The following is a 24,573-nucleotide window of genomic DNA, read 5'->3' as shown; positions in this document are numbered from 1 at the left end:
GAATTTGAACCACTTGGTGGCGTGGAGTCACTATCAGAATTTGAACCACTTGGTGGCGTGGAGTCACTATCAGAATTTGAACCACTTGGTGGCGTGGATTCGCTATCAGAATTTGAACCACTTGGTGGCGTGGAGTCACTATCAGAATTTGAACCACTAAGACTGTGCGATGTAGATCCACTAGCCGGTATATCAGATGTTCCAGAATTATCTAGGTTAACTAGTCGTCCAACATTGTTATAGCGATAGACTATGCCGTTTCTATAGAGGTCTGCATTTCTTAATTGAACGCCATTCGGCAAAAAGAAATACTGAGCCCCATCAATGGTTTGATCACCATAAACCATGTAACCATCCTGGTCGAAATAATACCAATCATCCCCATCTTGAATAAAACTGCTTCTAGCTTGATAACCACTAGTTGAGAAATAAACAGTTTTACCATTTAGTTGCATAAATCCAGTGTTTGCTTTTTCTCCTTGAATTTGTTTAGGTAAGAAATTATCACTTTGATTAACCCTGAAATACCCCTGAGTAGCAACATCTTTAAGCACATAGAAAGCACCACGCCCAAGAATATTACTACCGTTTAAATATTTGGCTGACCAAGTCTTAATTTGTACCGACCCATCGATTGGTTGACCGGTAGAAATTTGCTTAGTAGTGAATAGATTAGGATATTTTTCTTGTAATTCCTGAAGAAAAGCGCCACCGTAAATGCTTTGATAATCGTTACCACTACCCTTGGTGTCTCCAACATATAACGTATTAGACATGGCATCAGGAATGGGGCGTCCAAAGATATCAGTACGAGTAACCGTTACAACTTCCTTATTAGGCATAGCATATAGCTGATCCGGAACCCAGTCAGCCATCGCTTGCATACCCTCGCGATGGACCGCCTTAATTGCTTCACGAAGTTGATCCACTGTACCATATTTAGTGGGGGTGTTGAATCCTAAATCGTAGCGGTCAGTGAAGGCATAACCATTTTGTACAATTGAATCTAAGAAACTGCCATCTTGACTCGAACGATATTGAGGAGGAAACTCAAAACTAGTAATACCCAAGGATTTAAAGAAACTAACATTTTGAGCAACCTTAACGTTCATATAATCGTCTGCACTTTCAGGCATGGACTGGAAGTTAGAAAAACCTTCATATATCAAGTTAGAATCCAACGCTTCATCAGAATGGAAAGTCTTATCGTCGGTATATTGCTTGGAACTGACCAAAGTTCGCACGTCTTGCGTATCTGCTGCACCAACAGGCACCCAAACGGCTAAATATCCAGATACCTTAGGATTATGAACCCCTGCGATATTGGTAAAGACTAAGTCTCCATTTTTATCAGACATCATGGTTGGTGCACCAGCATCCGAAGAAAACACACTCAAACCATCTGCCGTTGTTAGCAAAGAAGCTCGGAACAACTGATTCGCATGAGCAGCACCCATATGCAAAGTAACAGTTTCACCGTTTTCTAAACGGAAATTATTATCATTACTAATGATAATCCCCATCCCATCCGTATGCTTTTGGTAATCATTATCTGAAACTGTATTCAATCCCTTACCAAAACGAACACTCGCAATCAGGTTATCTGTCTTTGTTCCTTGTGTAGTTCCCGAAGTCATCGTTTGTCCACCAGCAACATACTTCACTCGATCTTTCATTAACTGCGTCAAGGCATCAAAATAAATTGTTTGTTGGGACATATACTGACCGCTATCAGTGTATAAATCCCCATAGTAAACTCGTGGTACCGTATTTTTATTACTCAACAGTAACGCATACATTGCTGGAATATTATTCAGTGTCACTTTCTTATCGGTCACTTTAAAATCTTCATCGTAAATCTTCAAAGCGGCTCTTAATTGCTCCTGAGTGGGTTTAAAAGGATCAATCCCAGGATATAATTGAGACAAAATTTTAGCCACTTCATCTTGAGTCTGATTATCATGGGAACGAATAATGGTATAATTTGGCGCAACAACATTAGTAGTACTATCAGTAGTGCGATCAGCGACTACCGACTTAATCACACTCGTTAATGCGGCGCGATTATCATTCCAGCCCAACGCTTTAATGGTATTATCTTGCCACATTGGATCCATGGAAAGCTGATTAGAACCATGTGCTGTTAAGTAATCAATATCTCCGTGTGACCAGTCTTCCAAAATCGAAATATGCTGGTTAGCCAAGTTATTGTCTGTATCAACATGAAATACAGTCTTCATGTATTCACTTGTTATCTGAAGCAAATCAGCATCTACATTATCAGGAGCATCTACTCGATATGAGTCAAAATTAGCATCAGCGTCATTATCAGTAATAGTGCCAAAATTCAAAAGATAGTGCAGCCAATTAAGCTGTTCAGCTTGGACAACCGGGTTAGAATTATCAATATCATTACCTAATAGTAATTCAAAACCACCGGGATAAAAATCGGTACGAGTCCCATTTTGATTTGTAGGAACACGATTTAGTAATCGATACTCTGAGTCAGCCCAAGGCGTTAACTGATTATTCACATATAACAAAGCCCCATGCTGAAAACCACCCAAATAAAAATCATTAGATGGATTTTCGCTATTTACATTCCAGCCCGATTGCATTTTAACGAAATCAGAAATATCTTGGCGTAGCCAATCGGTTTCACCGTTTTGAGCACTGATTTCTTTTTCAATATTAGCTTGAACCACATCGGATAATACAGTTAGATAGTTTTGATTGGTGTTGGAAACATCAACACTATCTGGTAACCAACCTTTAGTTTTGGCAAAAGCTAAATAAGCCATTTGAGTATTTTTATCCGGCCACCAGGTCATTAATAACGGCCGAAAATCAGTCGTAGCTGAGGGTACCCAAGTAATACCATCTTTCAAGATATCCTTAGGACGGTACCAACTATCAGCGGTCATAAAGCCATCGATTGTATTAAAACTACTATTTTGTAATGTGGCAGCAGCATTATGCTCATTAGAAATATCAGTCAGGCCATTTGTATACTGATTCCGCAAAGTCTGTAATTGACCCGTATCTTTACTAAAATAAAGAGGCTGATTATTAATAATGGCCGTAAAATTCTTTTGAACATTACCCTGATCATCAACAAAATAAAACTTTCCTTGATCAAATTTTAAATGCTTATCTTGACTTAAGATTAGCTGCACAATTTGATCATTAGTAAATCCACTGTTAACAAGGTTTCCCAAATTAAAGACGCTTAGTACATTAGCGTCGTTCACTTGGTCGGTAGTCGTAGAAGATAAGCTCGTTGACTGGCTTCCCGCCATACTGTAGGCAATAGAAACCGCCTGACTTAAATCTTGACTTCGACTTTTCTGTTGACTCAAGGAGGTACTATTAGCTAAAGAACCAGCCTGACTTAGGTCTTGCGATAACGCAGTGCTACGGGTAATGACTTCAGTACTTTCGCTCGCTACAGTACTCTGGGCAAGTGACTTAGCTTGACTGACATCATGATTAATCACCTGAGTACTTGAACTTTGGATAGAACTAGTACTTTGAGCTAGTGAACTAGCTTGAGATGAATCATTATCAACGCTTGCACGCGTGAGCGTCATAGCATTTGAAGTACTGTCACTAACCGAATCCGTCACTACACTTTGCCTGTCATCTACAACTAGGGTCGGTGTGTCGCTTTCATTCAACAGTGAACTACTAGTTTGAACAATCGTTTCAGTGGCTGTTGACCCAATATTTTGTGGCAACAAACTATCTGAAATAACATTCGAATCATCATCGGTATTAGACACACTTGAACTCATCTGGCTTGTACTTGCAACCAAACTAGTATCAAATAGTAAAGAGGTACTATCAACCATAGATTCAGACTGTAAAGCCGTGGATTCAATACTTCGTAGAGGCGTTAGTGAGTCTTGTCCTATTTGTCGATAAGGATTGGTGGCATCAGATTGACCAGTAAATTCAGTGTTATCGGCGGTCGCTGAAATGGAACTCCCAATTCCTAAGGTAAAGACACTAATCCCAGAAGCAATCCAAAATTTTCCTGACTTATACATTTTGAAATGTGATTTGGTTAGTCTATGACTCAACGTATTATTTTTATTCATAAATACTCCTCCCCATATTTCTGTAAAATATCACTACTTCATTATAGAGGAAAGTTAAGTGAAATACATAATAAAGAAAACTAGCATAAATAAAAAAACTCCAACAGTAATGACAACATTCTCATCCCTGTTGAAGAGTACACATAATACTATCAGTTATTTTTAATGCAGCAATTTCGGTAGTCGCCAGCGTTCAGGCCTAACAATATTCATAGAAATCATCCCTAGGGTAATGTATAGCACCAACTGGAAAAGGGTAATCACAACCATACCGACGTTTAAATCTTTAGCAACATAACCGTCAGGTAAACCTTGAATAATCGTTAAATTGTAATCAATGAAAAAATGCACAATCATCGGAATTAGCAGGCTCGCCGTTCGAACATATAGCGCACCAAACAGGAAACCCATCCCCAAAACAGCCACCATCTGAGTTACCGTGGCAACTAAATTTTGATGGAAGATATTACCAATATGATAAAAAGAAAATAATCCAGATGACACAATCAAACTAGTCCACACACCATATTTGGTTTTAGCTAGGGCGGTTAGTAGCGCACCCAGGAAGATACCACGGAAAATATATTCCTCAGGAATAGCAGCAATCAAACCAACAAATAAGCCATCAAAAATATTATGGGGATGAATGCAGGAAATTAAAATGGTCAAGATTGCTAACACAATTAACCAAATAATTGTTTTCTTACCAAAGTTAATTTTAAAGAATTTTCGAACGGGTAGCCAAATGCCAACAATTAAGGCTAAGACTAATTCAAGAGATTTAAAGACAAATTCCAGTAAGTAAAATTTATCACGGTGGGTTGGTAAGGGAATCCAGTGCATGATACTGCTTAAGCCTCTTGAACTCAGGTGATCCATGACCATCAAAAATACAAAAGTTGCAAAAATAACAAGCATTTGGGTTTGTTTATTCTTTTTTAAATCTAACATTTTTCTTCAATTTCTCCCCATTTATACAAAGTGTAAATCCATCTTTTTAAGAATCCTTATTATACTATAATAGGGAAAGCACCTTTCTTGTTAAAATTCTAAATGGAGGGGAAGGCTCATGATAATTATTGGCATTCTTTTATTGTTATACGGTATCGCCGTATTTTTCTACACTCGTTCCACCTATTTTGATGAATATGTTAAAAACGATACAACCGGACAGCCACCCTCATTTAAAAAGGCATATATCAAGAATTTTCTAGATATCGCCTGGGTTTTGACTTTATAATGACCTTGAAATCCTCGGAGGTAAGCTAATTTATGCTTAACAATGTAGTACAAATGATGATTGCATTCCTGGCCGAGTGCGGATGTTTTGCCAGCTGCTACCTTCAAACTAGCGCCAAGGTAAGTAAATCGAATCAAAAACTATACAGTGATTTAACTTTTGTGTTTCTTGGTTTAACATTATTAGGAGCCGATATTTTTAAAACCGCCCTCCTACCGGGACTAATCACTATCGGTGGTGCTTTTTCCTTATTGTGGGATTTATACAAACGTTAATCAAAACCTGTCTAAAAAGTACCATAAAGCTACCAAGGAGTCATGAATGAAAAAGTGGCTATTTATTCTACTAGCAATCACCATAATCGCCAGTGGCAGTTGGTGGGCTGTTCATAACAATCTTCATTCCAGCCAAACATCCACAACCAAAAGTACCAACACTAGTTCTTCAGCAACTACAAAAAGTTCAACGACTATTTCTGACAACAGTTCAGCCAGCACTACCGCCAATCAGAGCACCGATTCGCAGACCGATAGCTCCAAATCAATTAATATTAGCTCCAGTACAGATGCCGAGGCCTATACTAAAGAGCAACTTGGCTACCAAAATGATAGCGATATCGTTGCTGGTGCTAATCAATATAATGACGACCAAGGTATCTATTACATCGTCCAATTAAAGTCACTAACAGCCGTCTCACAAAATGGTGCTGGTGGTACTATTGGCTACTATAAAGTTTTACCAAACGGCCAATGGAAAAACTTCCCCTAAAAACCTCAGATGAGGTTTTTTTAATGTAAAAACATGTTAACTATATAACAATATTTTCAATCATTATCTGAAAATATTATTTAAAAAATTACGCCTCATGCAAACAATAAATGTGCTATCATTTAATTATTGTAAACGTTTACATAAGCTCAATTAAGCCATTGTTAAGGAAGTAAAATATGAATAACCACTCTCAACAAAAAGTCCATCATGACTTCGGCCAACTATCCGATGGATATCTTAAGAAAACACCAATTTTTCAATTCATTGTCATTTCATTGATGTTTCCACTCTGGGGGACAGCAGCCAGTTTAAATGATATTCTCATTACCCAGTTTAAAACAGTTTTTGAATTAAATGATGCCGCAACAGCCTTTGTACAGTCGGCCTTCTATGGTGGCTATTTTCTAGTTGCTATTCCTGCTAGTTTTGTCATTCGAAAAGCCTCCTACAAAGTCACCATTATGACTGGTTTAGTGGCCTACATTCTAGGAGCTGGATTATTCTTTCCTGCTTCACAGGTGGCGACCTACTCAATGTTTCTCGTGGCGATTTTTGCCATTGCAGTTGGGCTATCTTTTCTAGAAACTGCTAGTGATACTTATAGCTCAATGATGGGACCTAAAAAGTATGCTAATTTACGACTAAACATTTCCCAAATTCTCAATCCGATCGGTAGTATCATCGGGATTTTACTCGGAAAATATCTTATCTTTGGCTCAGTCGGCAATCTATCTGAAAAAATGGCCGGCATGCAAGGCGCCGAACGAATTGCTTACGGCGAAAAAATGCTCCAACTGACTTTGCAGCCTTACAAGTACATCCTCTTTGTCCTGGTAGTGATGTTGATTGTCTTAGCTTGCACTAAAATGCCGAGTGCTAAACCTATTGTTAACGAAGTTGAATCTGATGCCAAGGTTCGTTTTAGCGAGTCCATTAACTACCTAGCCCATAACTATCGTTTTAAAAAGGGGATTTTGGCCCAATTTATCTACGTTGGTATGCAAACGGCAGTGTGGTCCTTTACCATCCGTTTAGCATTAGTAATGAATCATAGTATTTCAGAAGCACAAGCTTCAGATTTCATGATTTATTCTTATATCTTGTTCTTCGTTGGTAAGGTCGTTGCAACTTGGCTCTTTACCAAATTCCAACCAACTAAGGTTCTGACAGCTTACTCAATTTTAGGTACGTTGTCACTGCTATTAGCAGCTTTGGCTCCCGGTATGATTGCTGTTTACGCCGCTGTTAGTGCTAGTTTCTTCTTTGGCCCACAGTGGCCAACCATCTATGCTCATACGCTTGACACAGTTACAGATAAGCGCCACACCGAAACTGCCGGCGCCATCTTAGTTATGGCCATTGTCGGTGGAGCTGTTATCCCAGCCATTCAGGGAATTGTTTCAGATGGCATCGGCTCCATGCAACTTTCCTTTATCGTTTCAGCCATCTGCTTTGCCTTGGTAAGCTTTTACTTTGCCACGGAAATCAAGCACGATATTGAATAAAATGACAGGCATCATTAGACTATTTACTGGTCGAAGATGCCTGTATTTTTAATAGTATTGCTGACAATTTTCCCTTTTCGTCAGTCGATAGATTTACCAATTGTTCATCAACATACTCTGATTCAATTTGGGCAATTTCTTTTTGAATATTAAGAGCTTGGCCAGTTGGGAACAATCTTTTAAAATTTCGATTTTGATCATCAACTGCTTTTCGAATATAGCCTTTATCTAACAATTTTTTGAGCGATCGACTCATGGTGGTTTTATCAACTTCCACTAACTGAATTAATTCATATTGCGTTAAGCCAGGATGCTCCACAATTCGCAATAAATATAAAAAGAGGTTGTTATCAAGGTCATATGCTTTGACCATTTGGTTCACTTCTCGAGTAGCACGACGTGAGATTGAGCCAATTAAACGGAATAGTTCTAAATTATCCACTTGAAATTATCTCCTACGTGTAATATAGTTGTTCAAACAGCACGGTTGTATTTGCAACTCTAATTATACAGTTTTAATTTAGAAAGCGAGTATTTTATGTGGAAAATTAAGAAAATGGCGGAATTAACTGCTGAAGAATTTTATCAGATTTTAAAATTACGAATTGATACTTTTGTCGTGGCACAACAACGTATTTATCACGAGTTAGACGATAATGATCCTCAAGCCTCTCACGTCTTTTATCAAGCTGAAGACGTCAATCAGGTTAATGCTTACGCCCGTGTATTCATAGAAGATGACCATATTACCTTTGGCCGGGTTGTGACATCCCCAGCTACGCGTGGATCTGGTTTAGGAGCTAAATTAGTCAAGCAAATCCTGCAACTATGTAGTCAGCAGTGGCCTGGTAAGACAATTGAAATTGAAGCACAGGAACAGGTCGTTGGCTTTTATGAAAAATTCAATTTTATTTCTGAAGGAGAACCTTTTATTTTTGAAAGCACTCCTCATGTCACTATGATTTGGCAAAATAAGATAAATGACCCTTTACACGGTTAACCAACGAATCGTTCAAATTCTAACTAAAAATGTCCCACCAATTAAATTGGTGGGACATTTTTTAACGTTCAGAAGCTGGTTGATTTTGACTAATGATAATAATCAAAATCATAATAATAAATGTCAAGGCAATTGGCACAGCTAGCGCATAAACACTCATAAGTTTAATAAATAGCCCGGTTAAGGCTGCTCCACCAATAAAGCCTCCAATAATTACTAAGGTATCTAGGAAAGCATGGCGCGCCGCTTTTTGCTTAAAAATCAGCCAATCAATCCCGGATTCGGATATTTTTCGAAGATTTCCAGTCATCATAATCGGGGTGAAAGGCTTACCCTTAAGCATTTTAAATTCCTGCAACTCACTAGCCGCCGCAACTGAAACCAGTGCAGTCGATAAAATTCCCAAATGTCGCTGATAGGCATAAAAAGAAGCTCCTAACAAAGCTATCTGATAAATAAGTATACCGATTTTTCGAAAGTTGGCATTCGTATGGCTATCATCAAATTTATGTTGAATATATCGAACTAATATAGCGCCTAGGGCAAAGGATACAATCGAGAAAATATACCTCTGCATCACCAATAGATTGCCATGGCTAATTTCTACTCCTAATAAAATGAAGTTTCCTGTCTGCAAACCCGCAAAAACACCACCGTGAATTAGAAATGAATAAGCGTCAATCGATCCCGCCAACATGGTTAACAAGGCTCCCATAAAAAGGGAGTCATTGTTTTTAATGATCATATTTTTGATTCCTCCATCCAATTATTAGGCATAATTTATTTGTAACTAGTTTGGGTTGCAGATAACTATAGATACCAAGACTAACATAGTCCTTACTAATAAAACAGTTCACAAGCCTTTAACATCAGCAAAAAAGCAAGCCGCTAAGCTTGCCTTTTAATAATGAATCCCACCTTAGTTAATAACCCAAAGCCATCAAGATCATTGCCACCGCGTTATTAATCATATGCACGGTAATTGAGGCTTCAATTTTATCTGTTTTAGCGTAGATATAGGCTAAAATCATCCCTATCGTAGCATACAAGGCAAAACTAATTGGGTTGGAGCTAAGATGGATACTGGAAAACAAGAGCCCACTAATAATAATGGCATAAATTGGCTTCAAATTAACTAGGATTCCCCTCATTAGAAAGCCTCGAAAAAGCAACTCCTCTACAATTGGGGCAACAAAAATCCCAAATATGCAAGCTGCTACTAAAATGATTGAATTATGACTCATTAAAGTTTGAAGGACGATATCATTGGCCGTATCCTCTTGACCGTAAATTTTACTGTTTAAGAAAGTAAAGACTTGCGCCATCACGACCGTCGCTAGATAACCACCAATAATCAAATAAATGTTTGACTTAGTTATTTTATGGCTGACTTGTTGATAAACCTTTTGATAGCAATACCAGGCATACCAAATAATCAGGGCAACCGCCACGAGGCTGCAAATTAGGATAAATATTATCCATGGCAAACTCAAATGTGGCAGAGCCAATAAACTCATTGGCACTTCAGCCAGTTGATATAAAAACAGCAACAAGGCCAACAGCCCAATCCGTTTCAAATACGTCCGCCACCGGATTGGTTCTTTTTCTTTCACAAAAAACATGCTTCCACTCTCCTCTTAAAAAATAACTTAATATACTTTATTTTATAGAATAACTCGTTAAAGTCAAATATGTTTAACTTTTAGTATTTTATAGTATACTTAACGTAACTTAAATTTAGAGAGGGAAGTCTATGTTGAAAAACAATAAAGATCGCTGGGGACGCGACGAATTTCAGGTCGCCGAAACCGGTAAAATTGATACCCGCGACCTATACATTGCCATGGGCTGGCTTACTGCTAATACTAATGGTATTAGCGCTATTTAAAATTCATTGGGCCACTACTGAAACACAGATGTTCTTTATCCTAGCCGCGCTATCAATCCATCAAGCCGTAGAACAGACCCTGCGCTCAACCGATACGGTTTTATTAAAAATACCAAAGCAATATCAGCTCATTTTAGCAATTGTCTTTTTACTATCTGGCATTTCAGACCTATATAGTTTCTTATCCCAACCATCATTCCTATATCATCAAATTACCTTTGTGGCCATGCTAAATCTCATGTTTGGCATCTTCATGATTATTTATGCCGGTTGTATTGGTTGGGTGCTATACAGAGGAAAAAAAGAACTAGATGAATAATCAAAAAAATCTAAAAATTAAAGCGGCTCGTACATTAGCAGGATTGACCCAAGCCGACCTGGCCAAGGCTGTGGGCGTTTCTCGTCAAACCATTATCGCCGTGGAATCGGGGAAGTATAATCCGACCATCAATCTTTGTATCGACATTTGTAAAGCGCTGGATAAGACACTAGACCAATTATTTTGGGAATAAAGAAACGGGGCAAGTATGACCACAGCCGAAATTCTTCGATAAATATCGCTAATATAAGAACCTTATTGATTGGGAGAAAAATGATGATTAATATGAAAAATTTACTAAGTTCAGCAACTTTTCAATGGTTAGATATTGTTAATTTAGATCAAACGGATATTGCAAAGCTAACCGATACCTATAACTTAACGAAAACCATGATTGGCTATCTAACCGACAGTAACGAGCGGCCCCATTACGATTATGATGCCCCGCTGAATTCTGATTTGTTCGTGTATGATATGCCCATCTGGAGCCAAGATGAGAGCGGTGAAACCCATTTTACAGCCGAATCCGTCAAATTTTTAGTAATCAACAACACCTTGCTAAGTTTTCATTCAAACAAAGTCAACTATATGTTTGATGCCATCCAAACAACCACTAACACGAAGAATCTGCCAACCTTTTTATTGAATATTTTTCTATTTTCAACCCAATACTTTCACCAGGCCATTAAGGAATTGGACAGTGTCCGCATCAAATTAGACGCCCGGATTAATCGTGATATTACCAAGGATGAACTAATCGACGTGGCCACTGTGCAAAAAAGCATCGTCTATCTGGCCAGCTCAATTGATAACAATAATTTACTGTGGCAAAGTCTCCAAAGTAATCAGCATTTCATTACCGGTCAAAAACCTTTGCTAGCCATCGTGGATGACATCCTCATTGAATCTAACCAATCCATTGAAATGATTACAACTTCGCAAAAAATCATCGAAACCCTGTCAGCCACCGCCAACAGCATTATGGATAGTAATCTAAATGATTCGATGAAATTTTTAACCGTCTGGTCAATCATCCTTACGGTACCAGCGATTATGACTGGTTTCTTTGGCATGAACGTCGGCTTACCCTTTGGCAATAGTAATTTTGACTGGGTTACGGTCATTATTATCACCCTGATTATCATGATTGCTTTAGTCGCTTATATGAAAAAGAAAAAAATATTTTAAATTGACGTATACCCCAAAAGCTAAAGCGACCATTTACTACTTTCCTAAGCAATTAGATGAAGGGAAAACGCTTTGCCAACACCCTTTGGGTTAAAATTGCTGGTTGGGTATCCGTAATTGTGCTGATTATGCTAAATATGTACAACCTACCAACTTCAATTCTTGGTTTCTTTGGCGATAATCCTTCCGATAGTGAAACCTTGCTATCAAATATTATCGCCTACAGCGCCATCGTTGGTATTTTGGCCTTGTTGGCTTGGGTGCTTTACGATTTACACAAAACAAATCTAGAATTTAGCCACCAAGCAGAGGCTGAAAAACTTTAACTTCTAAATAAGACAACCATGATAGTTGTGAGTGTCTTTTTTGGAATTTAATAAATAAACGCTATCGTCAGTAGTGACGGTAGCGTTTTTTGAGTGATTTTAATGTACGGATATGTTTTTCACTAGTGATAAAATAATAAATGTTCGTATACTTTTAATAAAGAGGAGAGATTGGGAAAGTAGTATGCACAAAAAATGGATAATTATCCTCATACTGGCAGTGACTATTGGTGGAATTAGCCTTGCCGTGTGGCACGGTAATCAAAAGAATGAACATAAAACTGCTGAAAAAAATATTTTGGCCAGCAGTAAGTCAACTGAATATGACAACAAAAATTCAGCTGATTCTTCTACTAACACATCAAATAATCAATCCACAAGCACCGCAGAACAAAAAGAGACAACGACTGCACACAATCAGGAGCTAGTTAAGCAAACTTTAGTAGGAAAAGGCTATGATGTGCTACTTGTTAAATATAATGACGTTGATGTAGACAAAGCAATGGCAATGCCCGGAACACCTCAGAACTTAGTTCATGATGGTACATGTTTTTATTATTTCGATAATGATTCTACCTATCGAGCAAAACCAACAGCGGCTGGCAATTCTGTAGGTTCAGCTAGTGGTACTTGGACCGTGAATGACCACAACATTACACTTACAATGGATGCTGGAGCCCAAAGAACAATCCCTTACCAAATAGAAAATAATGAAGTTGAATTTATGAGTTGGGATCTCAATTATAATGGCAATAAGCTCACTTACAATTTTATTCCTGATAGTTCCGCAAAGGCATATATTGAGAGAAAACAGATTCAATATTAGGAACAGGATTGTTATTTAGTTACCTACAATGAGCATTTATGTATGCTTTACTAAAAGTAGTCAGAAGGGGTGAAAGTTCCGCTCAAATCACGTCCGAACCTTGGGCTAAATAGTCATTTTATTTAGATGCAATCAAGGGGACAATGAATAATTAGAATATGGGTAGGATTGGTATGTAGATTAACATCTATGTGGTTTAGAACGTTCTTAAAACGGTTTTAAATGGTGTCTACCCAATAGCCTTGCCTTAAGGGACTATTGGGCAGATGATAGAAGGAAAATAAGCGAATATATGGATGATACAAGCGAGTACTTTGTATGATTTAAACACTTAAAAATAAGGAATCCGCTTGTTCGTATTATAATTTCATTAGAGTAACTTTATTTAAGAGGTATCGTAATGAACAGTTTTAAATTTTTAGGTTGGCAACGTTTATGGTTGGGATTAGCAGTTGCTTTTTTATCTTTTGTCCAAATAGTCATTACATGGCCTGATTATTTACTTGTTTACCAATACTATTTTTCTCCGATATTAGTTACTTTTGGTGGAATGTTATCATTAGTAATTTTGTATGGAGTAAATGGTTTTAAGTCTTTATTAAAGCCAATGATTAAAGGCTCCATTAAACGTGTTATTTTTGGTTTTTTATTAGCAAATCTAATAGTATTTATTTTTGCTGGTATTTGTATGCTATTTCATATTTCTGGTGCAGAGCACTCTTTTTATCGTCAGTCTCCTACCAAGACAGAACAATTGATATTTATTGTTACAAGTTTAATTCAAATACCCGGTGAGGAATTAATTATGGCGACTTTTACGTTGCCTATGATTGAATATATTCATAATAAAGGTATCTCTACCAAATCCGCCTGGATATGGGCTAATCTAATTGGTTGTTTTATTTTTATGTTAATGCATTTACCAGCATATGATTATAATTTAGCCAGTGTTATTATGGTTGGTTTAGGTAGATATCCTTTTACTAGTTTATGGCACCAAACTCAATCTTTGCGTGGTGGTATTTACGTTCATCTTTTGTTCGATTTAATACGTACTGTTCCCAGAATATTCTTGTAATTAGTGCTTTCTTTAATCTAATTACAGTTGTTAGTATCAATTGGATATTCACTAGAAGCAACATTCTGTTATTTTGCTTAATAAATTTAATTAATAATATTGGAGATAATAATGACCTTGGGGATGTTTATTGCACTTATCGTCTTACTAAGCTATTTTGTTTTAATGTTTTTGTATACAAGAAGTACGTACTATCATGACAATATTAGGACACATAATGGTAAACCAATGTCATTTAGCAAAGCGTATATTTTAAACTTACTACTTGTTCTTTGGTTTTTACCGTAAAGGTAGGAAAATACCATTAATTTCCTTGCTACTTAACATAATGACCATCAATAGAAATAAAAAAAATTCCATAAATTGATATGGAACTTAATATATTGTTTTTATACGCAATAAACTTACAAGCTTGTTATATACCTAAAAAATACTAATATAGTGATATATCTTGTAAAATTACTATTAATTATTTTATATTTATAAAACGTTTATCCCATATATTCCAATACCAACTATTAATTTGATTAGCACTTATATTATTTTTATCCATAGTTATATCAATACAAAATTCTGTTTAAGCCCCACAAATTTCAATATTTTTAATATTATTATTGTCTAGGTACTCTTTTAAATCTGTATCAAAGAAAGCATCTGGATATTTCTTAGTCAAATAAGTATCATCATCTTTATTATTAATAGAATTAATTAATTGCCAATTATAGCTATTAAATGGCATCTCACTATCTATATGTTGTATAAAAATAATTTCATTATTACTATTCCTGTAAAATTCTATTCTTTTATTTATCTCATCAATAACGTTTTTAGATTCTGGTATTTCTGATAGTGAATTTTGCATATCAATTACTAAAAATGCCTTCTCCATAATAAAACCCCTAATTTAATCTTGTCTACGTGATTTTATAATTAATTATAACTAATAAATATTTTTATCCTTAAAATAAGCATATGATTCTATATTAAAATAGTAGACATAGTGATCATTGAAAAGAGGAAATGTAAAACTAATTGCCTTTGACTTCGTTTTGCAAACTCATGGCTACGAATTATACAATCGAAAATAGAGGAAATTAAAAAAATATGAACACATCCAATATCAACGTAACTTCTGGAATCATACTCCTTGTACGATTCTTATTAGAAATAATCACAGTCATAGGTATTTTTATAGGAACTTTTTTAGGTCACCAGTTAGCATATAAAATTGGCTTTTTCCTTCTAAGTATTATGATTGTTATCGTCTGGTCAAAATATGGAGCTCCAAAATCTCCAGTTAGATTACACGGTACTAAAAAATTAATATTAGAGGTTAGTATGTATATGATCGGGACAATTAGCTTTTATATTATCTTTGGAATGAAGATGGGGCTATATTATCCAATAATTGCTTTTACTGATCTAGGATTACTGTATTTACTAAAGCTCCAAAATTACTAGGTAACATAATGATTATAATTATCAGTAATTATGTTGATTATATTAAAAAGACACGTAAATTAAGTTTTACGTGTCTTTTACTTTGCCATCCTTTACTTCGTTGTGGGACGTCATCCTAACAGAGCTAAACACGATACAGACGTGTAATCGTCAGAGGGGGTGCAAGTTCCGCTCAAACCACGTCCGAACCTTGAGCTAAATAGATGTTCTATTTAGGTACGATCAAGGGGGCAATGAATAATTGGAATATGGGTCAGATCGCCCTGCAAGTGAACGGCAAAAGGATTGGCATGTAGATTAACACCTATGTGGTTTAGAACGTTGTTAAAACGATTTTAAACGGTGTCTAACGTATCTTAGCCTTATAGATAAGGTTTTTCTATTGAGCAGACGATAGAAGAGTAAATAAGCGAATACGTGGATGATTGCAAACCCTTAAAAATAAGGGTTTCCTCTGCTCAAATCAAACTTGCTCCCCTTGTTGTTTGTTTCCCTTCTGAATATTTGATATATATAATATCTAATAGCTGTTGGTATAAGTGGATGTAAAAACCATTATACTTTGTTACAGTGTATATTATAATGGGGAGGAGTATAGTATTTCGGTTCTAATTGTAAGTCTTTATCTTTGACAGAATTTATAAAATTAAATTAGGAACTATGTTTTGATAAGATAAGCTAGATAATTCTTAGCTGTATCTTGTATGATTGCAAGCTCTTATTAAATTAGAGGTTTGTTTGCTTAGATTTGTTACTTCTTAGTTTTATATACAACAGATTATTTTATTGGAGGCTTTTTATGTCTAATGATTCTAGTTTAGATGTTTTACTTGATGATGAATATACGGATGATAGTGATGATTTATTTAGTATTTCTTCATATGGGGCAGATTTATCTGTTCGAGAACTTTCGAATATGCTTAAAGAGGGTGATTTAAAGAAACCTGATATTCAACGAAATTATGTTTGGAAAAAAATAGTTGCAGGTAGATTTATTGAAACAATTTTGTTGGGTCTTCCTGTTCCAAGTATATTTCTTTCTAAAAATGAAGATTCTACTTTTTGGATTGTTGATGGTCTTCAAAGATTAACTACTCTTAGTGATTTTATTTCTGGGAAATTTGACGATGGTTCTTCTTTTAAATTACCATCTAGTATTAATCCGAGATGGGCTGATCATACTTTTCAAACGTTAACGGAATCTGATCAACGGAAAATTAGAACAGCAACTATTCATGCAATTATTTTTAAGCAGGATTTACCCAAGGATAATGATACTAGCTTGTTTCAAATATTTGAAAGAATAAATACGGGTGGAATTAGATTGTCTGCACAGGAAATTAGAAATAGTATTTATCATAATTATATTAATGAGGAATTAATTACTCTTAATAAATTAGAAACATGGAAAAAAATTGTAGGGAAAAAATTGGAAGCAAGGATGCGTGACATTGAACTTATATTACGGTTTTTCCTTGTATTCGATTTGCGCGATGTTTCTATCGATGAAGCTTTTTCATTTTCTAGAGAGATGAATTTGTTTATGGATCTTAAAAGCGATAAATATGATCATTCTAGAAATCATATAAAAAAGACTTCAGAAATCTTTTCAGAAACTATGGAAGTTTTGTCAATGTATGATAAACCTTTTTCTAATCGGACTTGGCTTGAAAGTATAATATTTGATGCTATTTCAGTAGCTTTTGCTACTCAGATTGAAAAGGGTATTGATATTAATCTATCTGAGGATGATTTTAACAACAAAAAAAATCTTTTGGTAAGTGATGAAGGATTTCAAGAATTAATGGCCAGTAGTCGTCGAACTAAATTTAATTTAGTTCAACAAAGACATTTAATTGCTTATCAGATATTTTTTGGGAGTTAAAAATGCAGATTGATCATGAATTTTCTGACTATGAAGTAATATTACAGAGATTAGATGATAAGAAAAAAAGTTGTTCATCCAATGATAGAAATAATTATTATGATAACTTTATTAAGGATATAAAAAAATAGGATAATTTTTGAAAAAATTGCTGCGTATGAAATACTAATACGTGATAGTACTAAACCTGTGGCGGAAAAAATTGCAGATGAACTGTTTTCTGCACAATTAGAATTAATAGTGATTAAGTGTGCAACACTGATTGAAACGAAAATAAAAAAAATGATCAATATTACTATATCTGAAAATATTAATCGCTCTTTTATAAAAGAGCATATTAAATCTGTCGTTATAGATTCTAGGGGTAAAAACGTTCATATGCAGTATATTGTTGAATTGTTAACTAAAACATTTCATATTTTTGACGATGCAACGATGATTAAAGATAATATCAATACTTTTGTAAGTAAAAGTGGATACTTACGTAGCTATAACTATGCTGACTTTAACCTTGCTTTGAACACAATTAGGAATAATCGTAACCATGTTGCTCATAAAGGAATTATCGATCCAGGGACTAATATTACTACAATATTTCAATCATATTATCGTTCTATTATATTTATTGATAGTTTGGAATCAGTGTTAGCAAATAGAATGTCCGTGATTTGATATTTTTTAAATATATATGTTCATCAGGGACTCACTACTTTGAGTATTAAAAATTATGATAATTAGTAAGAGAATATTTTTAGTATCATCTTATATTACATCACTCAACTTAACATAATGTGCCTTAATTAAAGCTAAAAGGCGTGATCCCCGTTTCTTCGGGATCACGCCTTTTTTATGTGAAAAGAGATTGCTCAATTGGCGTAAATAGGATTGGTACAGCTCTCAATAATCCCTTCCTAACACCATTCCGCCTTTGTGAAATTAACTTCCATGAGAGTCATCATGAGAACGTTTAGAAACTTTTATTGATATTTTATGTAAAAAATATTAGAAGGAGCGATATGAAAAACCATATTCAAGAACTACGAAAATTATATAAATTGTCGCAAGATGAATTAGCCAAAAAGGCTTCTGTTACAAGACAAACTATCAATGCGATTGAAAATGATAAATACGATCCCTCACTTTCATTAGCTTTTGAATTAGCAAGCGTTCTTCAAGTTCAAGTTCAAGAATTATTTGAATATACAAAAAAGGATAATCATAATGTCTAAAACAAAACAAACTATTCATACTACTTTTTGGTTTAATAACATTTGGCAAGGAACATTTGTGCTAACTGTTTTATTTGCTAATTTAAATTACTATAATTACGCCGTATTTACTGCTTTAATAAGCCTTCTTTTTATTTTTTGGGAGTCGCTTACTCTGAAAAGAAAATATAATGTGAAATTCGGTAACAATATGTATCAGTCTAAGAACATACTCTACTTTATTTCAGACGAAAGAGATAAAGAGATTGCTTATAAAGTCCACACCAAATTGATAATTACTTACCAATTCATAATTGCTGTAGCACTTATTTTTTCCACTAATTTCTTATACCAAAACCATCTACTATTCATCGTATGGATGGCACTTGCACTCTATATTCCAAATATTCAATATTATGTGTTATGGAACCGTTATGATAAAGACTAATATTGATAGCATTGCATTACGATATAAATATGCGTCAACAAAATAAAACATAAATTCCAGTAATGAAATGCCACATAATTATTAGACAAAGCCAATAATTATAAAAAGATTTTTTTGTGACCAAATATACTGCTAACTTTAAACTAACTTTTTTAGACTATGCTCAAACAACTGCTTAGGCATTAATTCTGTAGCAGCCAATTTTAGTCTTTCATCTTCTCAAGTTCAAAGTTGGCGCCATATTTTTAATTCGCAAGAGGCCACCAGTCTGGCGCCTAAACCAAACAAAAAGCTAAAAATAGTCCTCTTAACGTTAAGTTGAGAAAGAACATTATGAAGCTGAAATGGCCAATTCGAAGGCTCAATTAACTCAAACAAAAATGGATCGAGATTTTTTAATGTTAGCACTACCGCAGGCAACTTATTATGATTGCTTAAAGTGGCAAAAAAACAAATGACGACAAAACAATTAACAAGATAAACACCCTGAACTTAATCAGGTCATAAAGTATCCTGACTATTTGCTCTCTAAAGCCAATTTTTCGATAATCTCAGCATGTTGAGGATATTTTTTTAGCAACTCTGATTTCGACATAATTTCAAAATCATCAAAAGTGAATCCAGGTGAGACCATACAACTCACTAAAGCATAATCATCGCCAGAATCTACAGAGGAGCCAAAAATAGAACCCTTTGGAACCACATATTGTAGTACTTCACCTTGGTCTACAGTAGTACCAATGTTGGTTACACGGTACTGTCCATCAGGTAAAATTTCATGAACTTTCAAAGAAGACCCGCCATGAAAATACCAAACTTCATCGGAAGTTAATCGATGAAAATGTGATGGACTTTCTTCAGTTAACAAAAAATAAATATTGGTGTAAAGTGGCCGCTTTCTGTCCTCCAAATAGTCATTTGCAGGTGGCATTTCCTTATAAAATCTACCTTCTGGATGAGGAACAAGCTGAAGGTTTTTAATCCAGTACTCTTTGCTTTTCATGGTAATCTCTTTCCTATCATCTCTACTTTGCACAGCAATGTTAACATACTCAATAATTTTAGTCTTTAATATGACTTATCGAAAAATCCCTAACAGAAATTAAAACAGCGGGTGAAGAGACTAATAGCTATTCTCAGTATACTTGAATAGTACCTTAATTTGAAACTATAGCCCCGCTATTTTTCTTATTTTGTTTATCAGTAAATCCATACTAGAATCCGATTTTATAACCAGATCTTCTTCACTAAGTTTGTCCTGCTCCCGCCACCATTTTTGTAATATGCTTTCACCGAAAGAATGAGGTTTCTGTTTGTCATTTTTAACGGTTATTGAAAATGGCATATCTAAATAGATAGCGATTGCGTGTATATGCTGGCTACTTAACAACTCTGTAAGCATCTCTCCATAAACATCTTTTCTTAAGATACCTTCAATTACTGTAACCGGATAGTTCTTTAAACCATATTCAGCTAGTTCCTCTATCAATGATATGGCCGGATTATTATAATGATCGTGCGTATGGAGGATTTCTTTTCTAACAACATCTTGGTGAATGACAAAACAATTTTTATGCTCTAATATTTTTTGTATACGTTCAGCCATCATTGTTTTCCCAGTAGCAGAGTTACCACGAATTATGACTAATAAATTTACCAAATGCCAATCCTTTCAAAAACCAATTATTGTTTACAAAAATTAGCATAATCAATATAATCTAATTTTGTATCGCTAGTTTCCTTAAAAAGGTTAGTCTTGTTAACTTCATATCTAAGATTCTTACCGAGCGTGGATATCTCCATACACACGAGTAGGCGACTACCAAAAGAGGCTTTAGAAAAAAGCATACAATACTTTGATATAACTTCTACATTTTATTTTTTTACCCAATGTTCATCATTTTCTAGAAGTATAGAAAGTTTCGTTGAGTTTATCATTAAAAATGAGACCATATTTCTATCATAGTCGATATAATGGCCACTAATTAAAGGAAAAAAACGCCAACTCTATTAGTTATAGAGTTGGCGTTTTTTTTATTAAAGTGGGGGCTTGATTAATTTTCAAAAATACTTTGATACAACTACCAAACTCGCTTTTTCAAGATATTTCTCTCCTGTGAAATTACCCTTCATGAGAATCATCATGAGAGTTTTTCTTGGGCTTACGATCATCCAAAAGTCCTGATAGCACGACCACTCCAATAGTCACTGTAACCCCTTTTAAAAATTCAGGTGAATGAATGAAAAAAGCACTAATTATCAAAAGGATAGTAAGCATAATTCTCACCATAAGATTTTGTTGCGGTAACCACTTTTTCATCGTTAATCTCCTTATAGGGGGCTTGTTGATCGCTTATACCGTTAAATATTACTCTTTTTTTGATCATTGTCTCTATAGTCTTTTGCAACCTTATTACTTGAAAAAGCACCAATAATAGACTGAAACAAATTAATAATGAATTCAAACATATTTTGATAGCCTCCACTCCTCATTTTCTATCTTCATTATAGTTCATTGTCAAAAAATAATAATAAGGTTTTTAGGGCAATAAAAAAACAGTCCCCCAAAATAAATAGGAAACTACTTTTATATATCTTTTATAAGTAAATTTTATCGCTGAACCGTGTAATCCTTAGGTTGCATATAATCAATTGGGTGAGCTCCAGTGTCTTCAGCCCCTAGGATAGTACCAACCCCAGCCGAATCCATCGTGCCAAATACTTCATGAATTTTTACTTGATTATCATCGACTTCATATGTGATAACATCGTATCCTTTGGCGCCGATACCGCCACCAATGACCGTTTTATTGCCATTTTGACTTAATATTTTTTGATTATCACTCGGCCATTCGGCACCAACCTTGGCTGCCAACTGTTGGGCTTCTGGTAAGCTAATCGGATTAGCTGTCTGACTAGACATTGCCGAACTACTTTGTTTCATTGACGATGAGGTAGACGACGTGCTTTCCTGCTTAGCACTTGAACTGGTAGCACTGGAAGTCTTGGCAGTGGACTGCTGACTAGCCTGATTTCCCTTAGTTTTATGAGATTCATTATTACCCACTAGCCAGAACCCACCTACAATAGCAACTAACACAAGTAAAATTATCAAAATCAATTTTTTCTTCATTTTATTTTCCCTCCCCATTTATTTTCGCATAAAGTGAGCATAGACAGCCGAGGATTGTTAGTCACTTTTTATTTTATTAACTAATCTCTCTCAACTCTTGGCATAAATCGTCTTCAATGCGTTAATATCACCAGCCGATAACTGCGTTAATCCTTGATCATAGGGATACATCACCGACAAACGACTTTGACTATGGTCCAAGCCCAACGCATGGCCCAGTTCGTGAATCGCAACTGAATTAGTAAATGATTGCTGATAGGTAGCATTCAGGTTAGCTGTGCCATGATTAATACTAGTTGTGCCAAGAATGCTAGTTTCTTTAATGATTTCTGGTCCACCAAGACCTAATTCGACCGAATTTTGGCTTAAATTGTCAATTTGCTTATGATACACACCAAATTTAATCGTATTCTGTTGATTACTACCTGTCCCAGCAATTAAATGTACTAACCCAGTTTGATTATAGACTTGCACAGCGTTTTCAAAGACGCGCTGAGCTGCTGCCGGCATATTATCCTCATAAGTATAGTAATATGTATCAGATAAATTCGCGCCTTGGACAATCGATTCAACCGGTGTCTGATCTGCTGAAACGTTCTTCGAATCCGCTTGCGGAGTTGTGCTAGTGGCCTGTTGATGTTGTTCTATGGCTCGATTAATATTGTCCTTAACCGACATGGCGTAACCATTTAATTGTGTGAGTACAGCCTGACTCTGCTCAGGGTGATTTTGATACCAATTCCACCCAAGTAATAGGGCAATCATCAGAACTGCTAATTTAAATAATTTTTTCAAGATATGAAATCCTTTACCATATATGCTGGATTTAGAACCAATTATGCCATTTTGTTTTATTCTATACCGTGAAATTTAATATTATGTATAAATTATTACCTTTAAATTGTTATGATATTAGGGCAGGTTTGTTATCCCAATTATTTGAAAGGAATTACCGACATGAAAAATTTTAAAAATAATAAGATTTTAGTGTGGACAGTCGAAATTTTACTCGTACTCTCTATTATCTTCATGTCCACCAAGATTGATTTTCTGTTTCACCCACTGTTCGTGCTAGCTTCCACGGTTTTTGCTCCCTTGTTATTGGCTGGATTTTTATACTACATGCTCAGTCCCTTACTCCAAATGTTAATGAAGGTCCGAATCTCCAAGGAGAGCACCATTAGTCGAACCTGGGCAGCAGCCATTGTTTTTCTAGGGCTATTGGCAGTCATTGCGCTAATTTTAGCTACCATTCTTCCTCGAATTAACGCGCAAATTGTCAGTTTAATCCGTATGTTCCCAACATTTGCCAAGCACCAAGAACAGCTCCTAATCGAAGCCACCAGACATGGTTGGCTCAAAGATATTGACTGGAACTTAATTATCTCCAAGCTTCAATCCAGTTACACTGACTATCTAGCCAACTTCTATCAGTATGTGACCAACAACGCTGGAAATTATATTTCCTTTGCAACTAGCTTATTCGTTACCTTGCTAACTGCACCTGTCATTTTATTTTATATGTTAAAAGATGGCGATAAGTTTTTACCTAGTATTCGCAATCTTCTCCCTGGATTTTCAAACAGTCAATGGTACAAAACAGAAACGCTCCTAAAAAAGTTAAACTATACTTTATCACGCTATATTAGCGGTCAAATCATTGAATGTCTCTTCACGGCGGTCTTTACCACAGCCGGATACTTCCTAATTGGTCAAAAATACGCGCTGGTGTTAGGTGTTTTTGGTGGATTTTGTGCCCTAATTCCTTATGTTGGCCCTTATATTGGCATTATTCCAGCGCTTATGATTTCAGTTACTACCAGCATTTCCCAAGTAATCATGACAATTATTGTAGTGATGGTTGTCAATTTGGTTGATGGTAATTTAATCTATCCGAATGTTATCGGTAAAGTCTTAAATATTCATCCGTTAACGATAATCATCATTTTGTTAGTCGCAGGTAATTTGGCCGGCGTACTGGGTATGATGCTATCTGTTCCACTATATGCAATTATCAAAGAGGTGGTTCATTTCTTATATGATGTGTGGACACTAAAAAAACAAAAATTAGTTAAAGAGTAAGATTGATAGGTAGTTATTAGTCCAATTAGTATTACAATATCATTCTTCAAACTGAATAAAAATAAAAAGCACTAATCTCAGGTAATCTGGATTAGTGCTTTTTATACTGACCAAT

The 24,573-nt window shown here is 35.4% G+C and carries 29 protein-coding genes; 18 read left to right on the top strand and 11 right to left on the bottom strand.

Features of this window, described 5'->3' with window-relative positions; translation table 11 throughout:
• Both M4974_RS07250 and M4974_RS07245 read right to left on the bottom strand, forming a co-directional pair.
• A partial coding sequence (locus tag M4974_RS07250) for a glycoside hydrolase family 70 protein (protein ID WP_248715884.1) occupies positions 1–4,100 on the bottom strand: 4,100 nt, incomplete at its 3' end.
• A gap of 162 nt (positions 4,101–4,262) precedes the next feature.
• The gene (locus M4974_RS07245; RefSeq protein WP_248706659.1) at positions 4,263–5,051 is read right to left on the bottom strand and encodes a CPBP family intramembrane glutamic endopeptidase; all 789 of its coding nucleotides are present in this window, start codon (positions 5,049–5,051) and stop codon (positions 4,263–4,265) included.
• Between the two features lie 118 nt (positions 5,052–5,169).
• Between M4974_RS07245 and M4974_RS07240 the strand changes: the two genes are divergently transcribed.
• The 4 genes from M4974_RS07240 to fucP all read left to right on the top strand — a co-directional run bounded on the left by M4974_RS07240 (position 5,170) and on the right by fucP (position 7,616).
• Complete coding sequence (locus M4974_RS07240) at positions 5,170–5,340, top strand: hypothetical protein (protein ID WP_248706660.1); 171 nt, start codon at positions 5,170–5,172, stop codon at positions 5,338–5,340.
• Between the two features lie 53 nt (positions 5,341–5,393).
• A complete protein-coding gene (locus M4974_RS07235; protein WP_248715883.1) occupies positions 5,394–5,615 on the top strand; it encodes a hypothetical protein in 222 nt (73 codons plus the stop codon).
• Positions 5,616–5,661: 46 nt separating this feature from the next.
• Positions 5,662–6,108 (top strand): hypothetical protein, encoded by a 447-nt coding sequence (locus M4974_RS07230; protein WP_248706662.1) that lies wholly within the window; start codon positions 5,662–5,664, stop codon positions 6,106–6,108.
• A 179-nt stretch (positions 6,109–6,287) separates the two neighbouring features.
• The gene (gene fucP, locus M4974_RS07225) at positions 6,288–7,616 is read left to right on the top strand and encodes an L-fucose:H+ symporter permease (RefSeq protein ID WP_248706663.1); all 1,329 of its coding nucleotides are present in this window, start codon (positions 6,288–6,290) and stop codon (positions 7,614–7,616) included.
• 19 nt (positions 7,617–7,635) lie between these two features.
• Here fucP and M4974_RS07220 read toward each other — a convergent pair whose 3' ends face one another.
• Positions 7,636–8,058 (bottom strand): MarR family winged helix-turn-helix transcriptional regulator, encoded by a 423-nt coding sequence (locus M4974_RS07220; RefSeq protein ID WP_248706664.1) that lies wholly within the window; start codon positions 8,056–8,058, stop codon positions 7,636–7,638.
• A gap of 96 nt (positions 8,059–8,154) precedes the next feature.
• Between M4974_RS07220 and M4974_RS07215 the strand changes: the two genes are divergently transcribed.
• Positions 8,155–8,616, top strand: coding sequence for a GNAT family N-acetyltransferase (locus tag M4974_RS07215; protein ID WP_248706665.1), 462 nt, complete (start codon positions 8,155–8,157; stop codon positions 8,614–8,616).
• A 61-nt stretch (positions 8,617–8,677) separates the two neighbouring features.
• Here the strand turns inward: M4974_RS07215 and M4974_RS07210 are convergent, their stop codons facing one another.
• A complete protein-coding gene (locus M4974_RS07210) occupies positions 8,678–9,361 on the bottom strand; it encodes a YoaK family protein (protein ID WP_248706666.1) in 684 nt (227 codons plus the stop codon).
• Between the two features lie 178 nt (positions 9,362–9,539).
• Complete coding sequence (locus M4974_RS07205) at positions 9,540–10,238, bottom strand: CPBP family intramembrane glutamic endopeptidase (RefSeq protein WP_248706667.1); 699 nt, start codon at positions 10,236–10,238, stop codon at positions 9,540–9,542.
• Between the two features lie 131 nt (positions 10,239–10,369).
• On the opposite strand from M4974_RS07205, the gene M4974_RS07890 reads away from it, so the two are divergent.
• The 7 genes from M4974_RS07890 to M4974_RS07175 all read left to right on the top strand — a co-directional run bounded on the left by M4974_RS07890 (position 10,370) and on the right by M4974_RS07175 (position 14,241).
• Positions 10,370–10,504, top strand: coding sequence for a hypothetical protein (locus tag M4974_RS07890; protein ID WP_256465522.1), 135 nt, complete (start codon positions 10,370–10,372; stop codon positions 10,502–10,504).
• Complete coding sequence (locus M4974_RS07200) at positions 10,485–10,823, top strand: hypothetical protein (protein ID WP_248706668.1); 339 nt, start codon at positions 10,485–10,487, stop codon at positions 10,821–10,823. Before M4974_RS07890 ends, M4974_RS07200 begins: the two co-directional genes overlap by 20 nt.
• Positions 10,816–11,016, top strand: a complete 201-nt coding sequence (locus M4974_RS07195; protein ID WP_248706669.1) for a helix-turn-helix transcriptional regulator — start codon at positions 10,816–10,818, stop codon at positions 11,014–11,016. The genes M4974_RS07200 and M4974_RS07195 overlap by 8 nt, the downstream gene beginning before the upstream one ends.
• 83 nt (positions 11,017–11,099) lie before the next feature.
• Entirely contained in the window at positions 11,100–12,011 is a 912-nt protein-coding gene (locus M4974_RS07190) for a magnesium transporter CorA family protein (protein ID WP_248706670.1), read from the top strand.
• Between the two features lie 56 nt (positions 12,012–12,067).
• Positions 12,068–12,337, top strand: coding sequence for a hypothetical protein (locus M4974_RS07185; protein ID WP_248706671.1), 270 nt, complete (start codon positions 12,068–12,070; stop codon positions 12,335–12,337).
• A gap of 184 nt (positions 12,338–12,521) precedes the next feature.
• Positions 12,522–13,163 carry a hypothetical protein gene (locus M4974_RS07180; protein WP_248706672.1) on the top strand — a complete coding sequence of 214 codons (642 nt, stop codon included), beginning with the start codon at positions 12,522–12,524 and terminating at the stop codon, positions 13,161–13,163.
• A 400-nt stretch (positions 13,164–13,563) separates the two neighbouring features.
• Positions 13,564–14,241, top strand: a complete 678-nt coding sequence (locus M4974_RS07175; protein WP_248706673.1) for a CPBP family glutamic-type intramembrane protease — start codon at positions 13,564–13,566, stop codon at positions 14,239–14,241.
• A 577-nt stretch (positions 14,242–14,818) separates the two neighbouring features.
• Here M4974_RS07175 and M4974_RS07170 read toward each other — a convergent pair.
• Positions 14,819–15,130, bottom strand: a complete 312-nt coding sequence (locus M4974_RS07170) for an isochorismatase family protein (protein WP_248706674.1) — start codon at positions 15,128–15,130, stop codon at positions 14,819–14,821.
• A gap of 215 nt (positions 15,131–15,345) precedes the next feature.
• Between M4974_RS07170 and M4974_RS07165 the strand changes: the two genes are divergently transcribed.
• The 5 genes from M4974_RS07165 (at position 15,346) to M4974_RS07145 (ending at position 19,243) form a co-directional block, all read left to right on the top strand.
• Positions 15,346–15,702: a YrdB family protein gene (locus tag M4974_RS07165; RefSeq protein WP_248706675.1), complete on the top strand. Its 357-nt coding sequence runs from the start codon at positions 15,346–15,348 to the stop codon at positions 15,700–15,702.
• A 799-nt stretch (positions 15,703–16,501) separates the two neighbouring features.
• A complete protein-coding gene (locus M4974_RS07160; RefSeq protein ID WP_248706676.1) occupies positions 16,502–17,587 on the top strand; it encodes a GmrSD restriction endonuclease domain-containing protein in 1,086 nt (361 codons plus the stop codon).
• 189 nt (positions 17,588–17,776) lie between these two features.
• Positions 17,777–18,259 carry a hypothetical protein gene (locus M4974_RS07155; protein ID WP_248706677.1) on the top strand — a complete coding sequence of 161 codons (483 nt, stop codon included), beginning with the start codon at positions 17,777–17,779 and terminating at the stop codon, positions 18,257–18,259.
• Positions 18,260–18,603: 344 nt separating this feature from the next.
• A complete protein-coding gene (locus tag M4974_RS07150) occupies positions 18,604–18,816 on the top strand; it encodes a helix-turn-helix transcriptional regulator (RefSeq protein WP_089939955.1) in 213 nt (70 codons plus the stop codon).
• On the top strand, positions 18,809–19,243 hold the full coding sequence (locus M4974_RS07145; RefSeq protein WP_248706678.1) for a hypothetical protein: 435 nt from the start codon (positions 18,809–18,811) through the stop codon (positions 19,241–19,243). The genes M4974_RS07150 and M4974_RS07145 overlap by 8 nt, the downstream gene beginning before the upstream one ends.
• Before the next feature lie 517 nt (positions 19,244–19,760).
• On the opposite strand, the gene M4974_RS07140 is transcribed toward M4974_RS07145, so the two are convergent.
• The 5 genes from M4974_RS07140 to M4974_RS07120 all read right to left on the bottom strand — a co-directional run bounded on the left by M4974_RS07140 (position 19,761) and on the right by M4974_RS07120 (position 23,171).
• Entirely contained in the window at positions 19,761–20,246 is a 486-nt protein-coding gene (locus M4974_RS07140) for a cupin domain-containing protein (protein WP_248706679.1), read from the bottom strand.
• A gap of 165 nt (positions 20,247–20,411) precedes the next feature.
• Positions 20,412–20,903, bottom strand: a complete 492-nt coding sequence (locus M4974_RS07135; protein ID WP_248715882.1) for a P-loop NTPase family protein — start codon at positions 20,901–20,903, stop codon at positions 20,412–20,414.
• Between the two features lie 462 nt (positions 20,904–21,365).
• Complete coding sequence (locus M4974_RS07130; protein WP_248706681.1) at positions 21,366–21,563, bottom strand: hypothetical protein; 198 nt, start codon at positions 21,561–21,563, stop codon at positions 21,366–21,368.
• A 291-nt stretch (positions 21,564–21,854) separates the two neighbouring features.
• Positions 21,855–22,376, bottom strand: coding sequence for a hypothetical protein (locus tag M4974_RS07125; RefSeq protein WP_248706682.1), 522 nt, complete (start codon positions 22,374–22,376; stop codon positions 21,855–21,857).
• 90 nt (positions 22,377–22,466) lie between these two features.
• Positions 22,467–23,171 carry a matrixin family metalloprotease gene (locus tag M4974_RS07120; RefSeq protein WP_248706683.1) on the bottom strand — a complete coding sequence of 235 codons (705 nt, stop codon included), beginning with the start codon at positions 23,169–23,171 and terminating at the stop codon, positions 22,467–22,469.
• Between the two features lie 162 nt (positions 23,172–23,333).
• On the opposite strand from M4974_RS07120, the gene M4974_RS07115 reads away from it, so the two are divergent.
• Positions 23,334–24,458: an AI-2E family transporter gene (locus M4974_RS07115; RefSeq protein WP_248706684.1), complete on the top strand. Its 1,125-nt coding sequence runs from the start codon at positions 23,334–23,336 to the stop codon at positions 24,456–24,458.
• Positions 24,459–24,573 lie beyond the last annotated feature (115 nt).

Origin of the sequence: Convivina praedatoris (assembly GCF_933208495.1) — a bacterium.
Lineage (GTDB): Bacteria > Bacillota > Bacilli > Lactobacillales > Lactobacillaceae > Convivina > Convivina praedatoris.
Note: the sequence above shows the minus strand (reverse complement) of the source record. Positions and strands in the feature narration are given on the sequence as shown.

What these genes read in the sequence shown, in the direction of transcription:
- M4974_RS07245 (WP_248706659.1), bottom strand. Translation starts at nt 5,051, where the DNA reads ATGTTAGATTTAAAAAAGAATAAACAAACCCAAATGCTTGTTATTTTT.
- M4974_RS07240 (WP_248706660.1), top strand. Translation starts at nt 5,170, where the DNA reads ATGATAATTATTGGCATTCTTTTATTGTTATACGGTATCGCCGTATTT.
- M4974_RS07235 (WP_248715883.1), top strand. Translation starts at nt 5,394, where the DNA reads ATGATGATTGCATTCCTGGCCGAGTGCGGATGTTTTGCCAGCTGCTAC.
- M4974_RS07230 (WP_248706662.1), top strand. Translation starts at nt 5,662, where the DNA reads ATGAAAAAGTGGCTATTTATTCTACTAGCAATCACCATAATCGCCAGT.
- fucP (WP_248706663.1), top strand. Translation starts at nt 6,288, where the DNA reads ATGAATAACCACTCTCAACAAAAAGTCCATCATGACTTCGGCCAACTA.
- M4974_RS07215 (WP_248706665.1), top strand. Translation starts at nt 8,155, where the DNA reads ATGTGGAAAATTAAGAAAATGGCGGAATTAACTGCTGAAGAATTTTAT.
- M4974_RS07210 (WP_248706666.1), bottom strand. Translation starts at nt 9,361, where the DNA reads ATGATCATTAAAAACAATGACTCCCTTTTTATGGGAGCCTTGTTAACC.
- M4974_RS07205 (WP_248706667.1), bottom strand. Translation starts at nt 10,238, where the DNA reads ATGTTTTTTGTGAAAGAAAAAGAACCAATCCGGTGGCGGACGTATTTG.
- M4974_RS07890 (WP_256465522.1), top strand. Translation starts at nt 10,370, where the DNA reads ATGTTGAAAAACAATAAAGATCGCTGGGGACGCGACGAATTTCAGGTC.
- M4974_RS07200 (WP_248706668.1), top strand. Translation starts at nt 10,485, where the DNA reads ATGGTATTAGCGCTATTTAAAATTCATTGGGCCACTACTGAAACACAG.
- M4974_RS07195 (WP_248706669.1), top strand. Translation starts at nt 10,816, where the DNA reads ATGAATAATCAAAAAAATCTAAAAATTAAAGCGGCTCGTACATTAGCA.
- M4974_RS07190 (WP_248706670.1), top strand. Translation starts at nt 11,100, where the DNA reads ATGATTAATATGAAAAATTTACTAAGTTCAGCAACTTTTCAATGGTTA.
- M4974_RS07185 (WP_248706671.1), top strand. Translation starts at nt 12,068, where the DNA reads ATGAAGGGAAAACGCTTTGCCAACACCCTTTGGGTTAAAATTGCTGGT.
- M4974_RS07180 (WP_248706672.1), top strand. Translation starts at nt 12,522, where the DNA reads ATGCACAAAAAATGGATAATTATCCTCATACTGGCAGTGACTATTGGT.
- M4974_RS07175 (WP_248706673.1), top strand. Translation starts at nt 13,564, where the DNA reads ATGAACAGTTTTAAATTTTTAGGTTGGCAACGTTTATGGTTGGGATTA.
- M4974_RS07170 (WP_248706674.1), bottom strand. Translation starts at nt 15,130, where the DNA reads ATGGAGAAGGCATTTTTAGTAATTGATATGCAAAATTCACTATCAGAA.
- M4974_RS07165 (WP_248706675.1), top strand. Translation starts at nt 15,346, where the DNA reads ATGAACACATCCAATATCAACGTAACTTCTGGAATCATACTCCTTGTA.
- M4974_RS07160 (WP_248706676.1), top strand. Translation starts at nt 16,502, where the DNA reads ATGTCTAATGATTCTAGTTTAGATGTTTTACTTGATGATGAATATACG.
- M4974_RS07150 (WP_089939955.1), top strand. Translation starts at nt 18,604, where the DNA reads ATGAAAAACCATATTCAAGAACTACGAAAATTATATAAATTGTCGCAA.
- M4974_RS07145 (WP_248706678.1), top strand. Translation starts at nt 18,809, where the DNA reads ATGTCTAAAACAAAACAAACTATTCATACTACTTTTTGGTTTAATAAC.
- M4974_RS07140 (WP_248706679.1), bottom strand. Translation starts at nt 20,246, where the DNA reads ATGAAAAGCAAAGAGTACTGGATTAAAAACCTTCAGCTTGTTCCTCAT.
- M4974_RS07130 (WP_248706681.1), bottom strand. Translation starts at nt 21,563, where the DNA reads ATGAAAAAGTGGTTACCGCAACAAAATCTTATGGTGAGAATTATGCTT.
- M4974_RS07125 (WP_248706682.1), bottom strand. Translation starts at nt 22,376, where the DNA reads ATGAAGAAAAAATTGATTTTGATAATTTTACTTGTGTTAGTTGCTATT.
- M4974_RS07115 (WP_248706684.1), top strand. Translation starts at nt 23,334, where the DNA reads ATGAAAAATTTTAAAAATAATAAGATTTTAGTGTGGACAGTCGAAATT.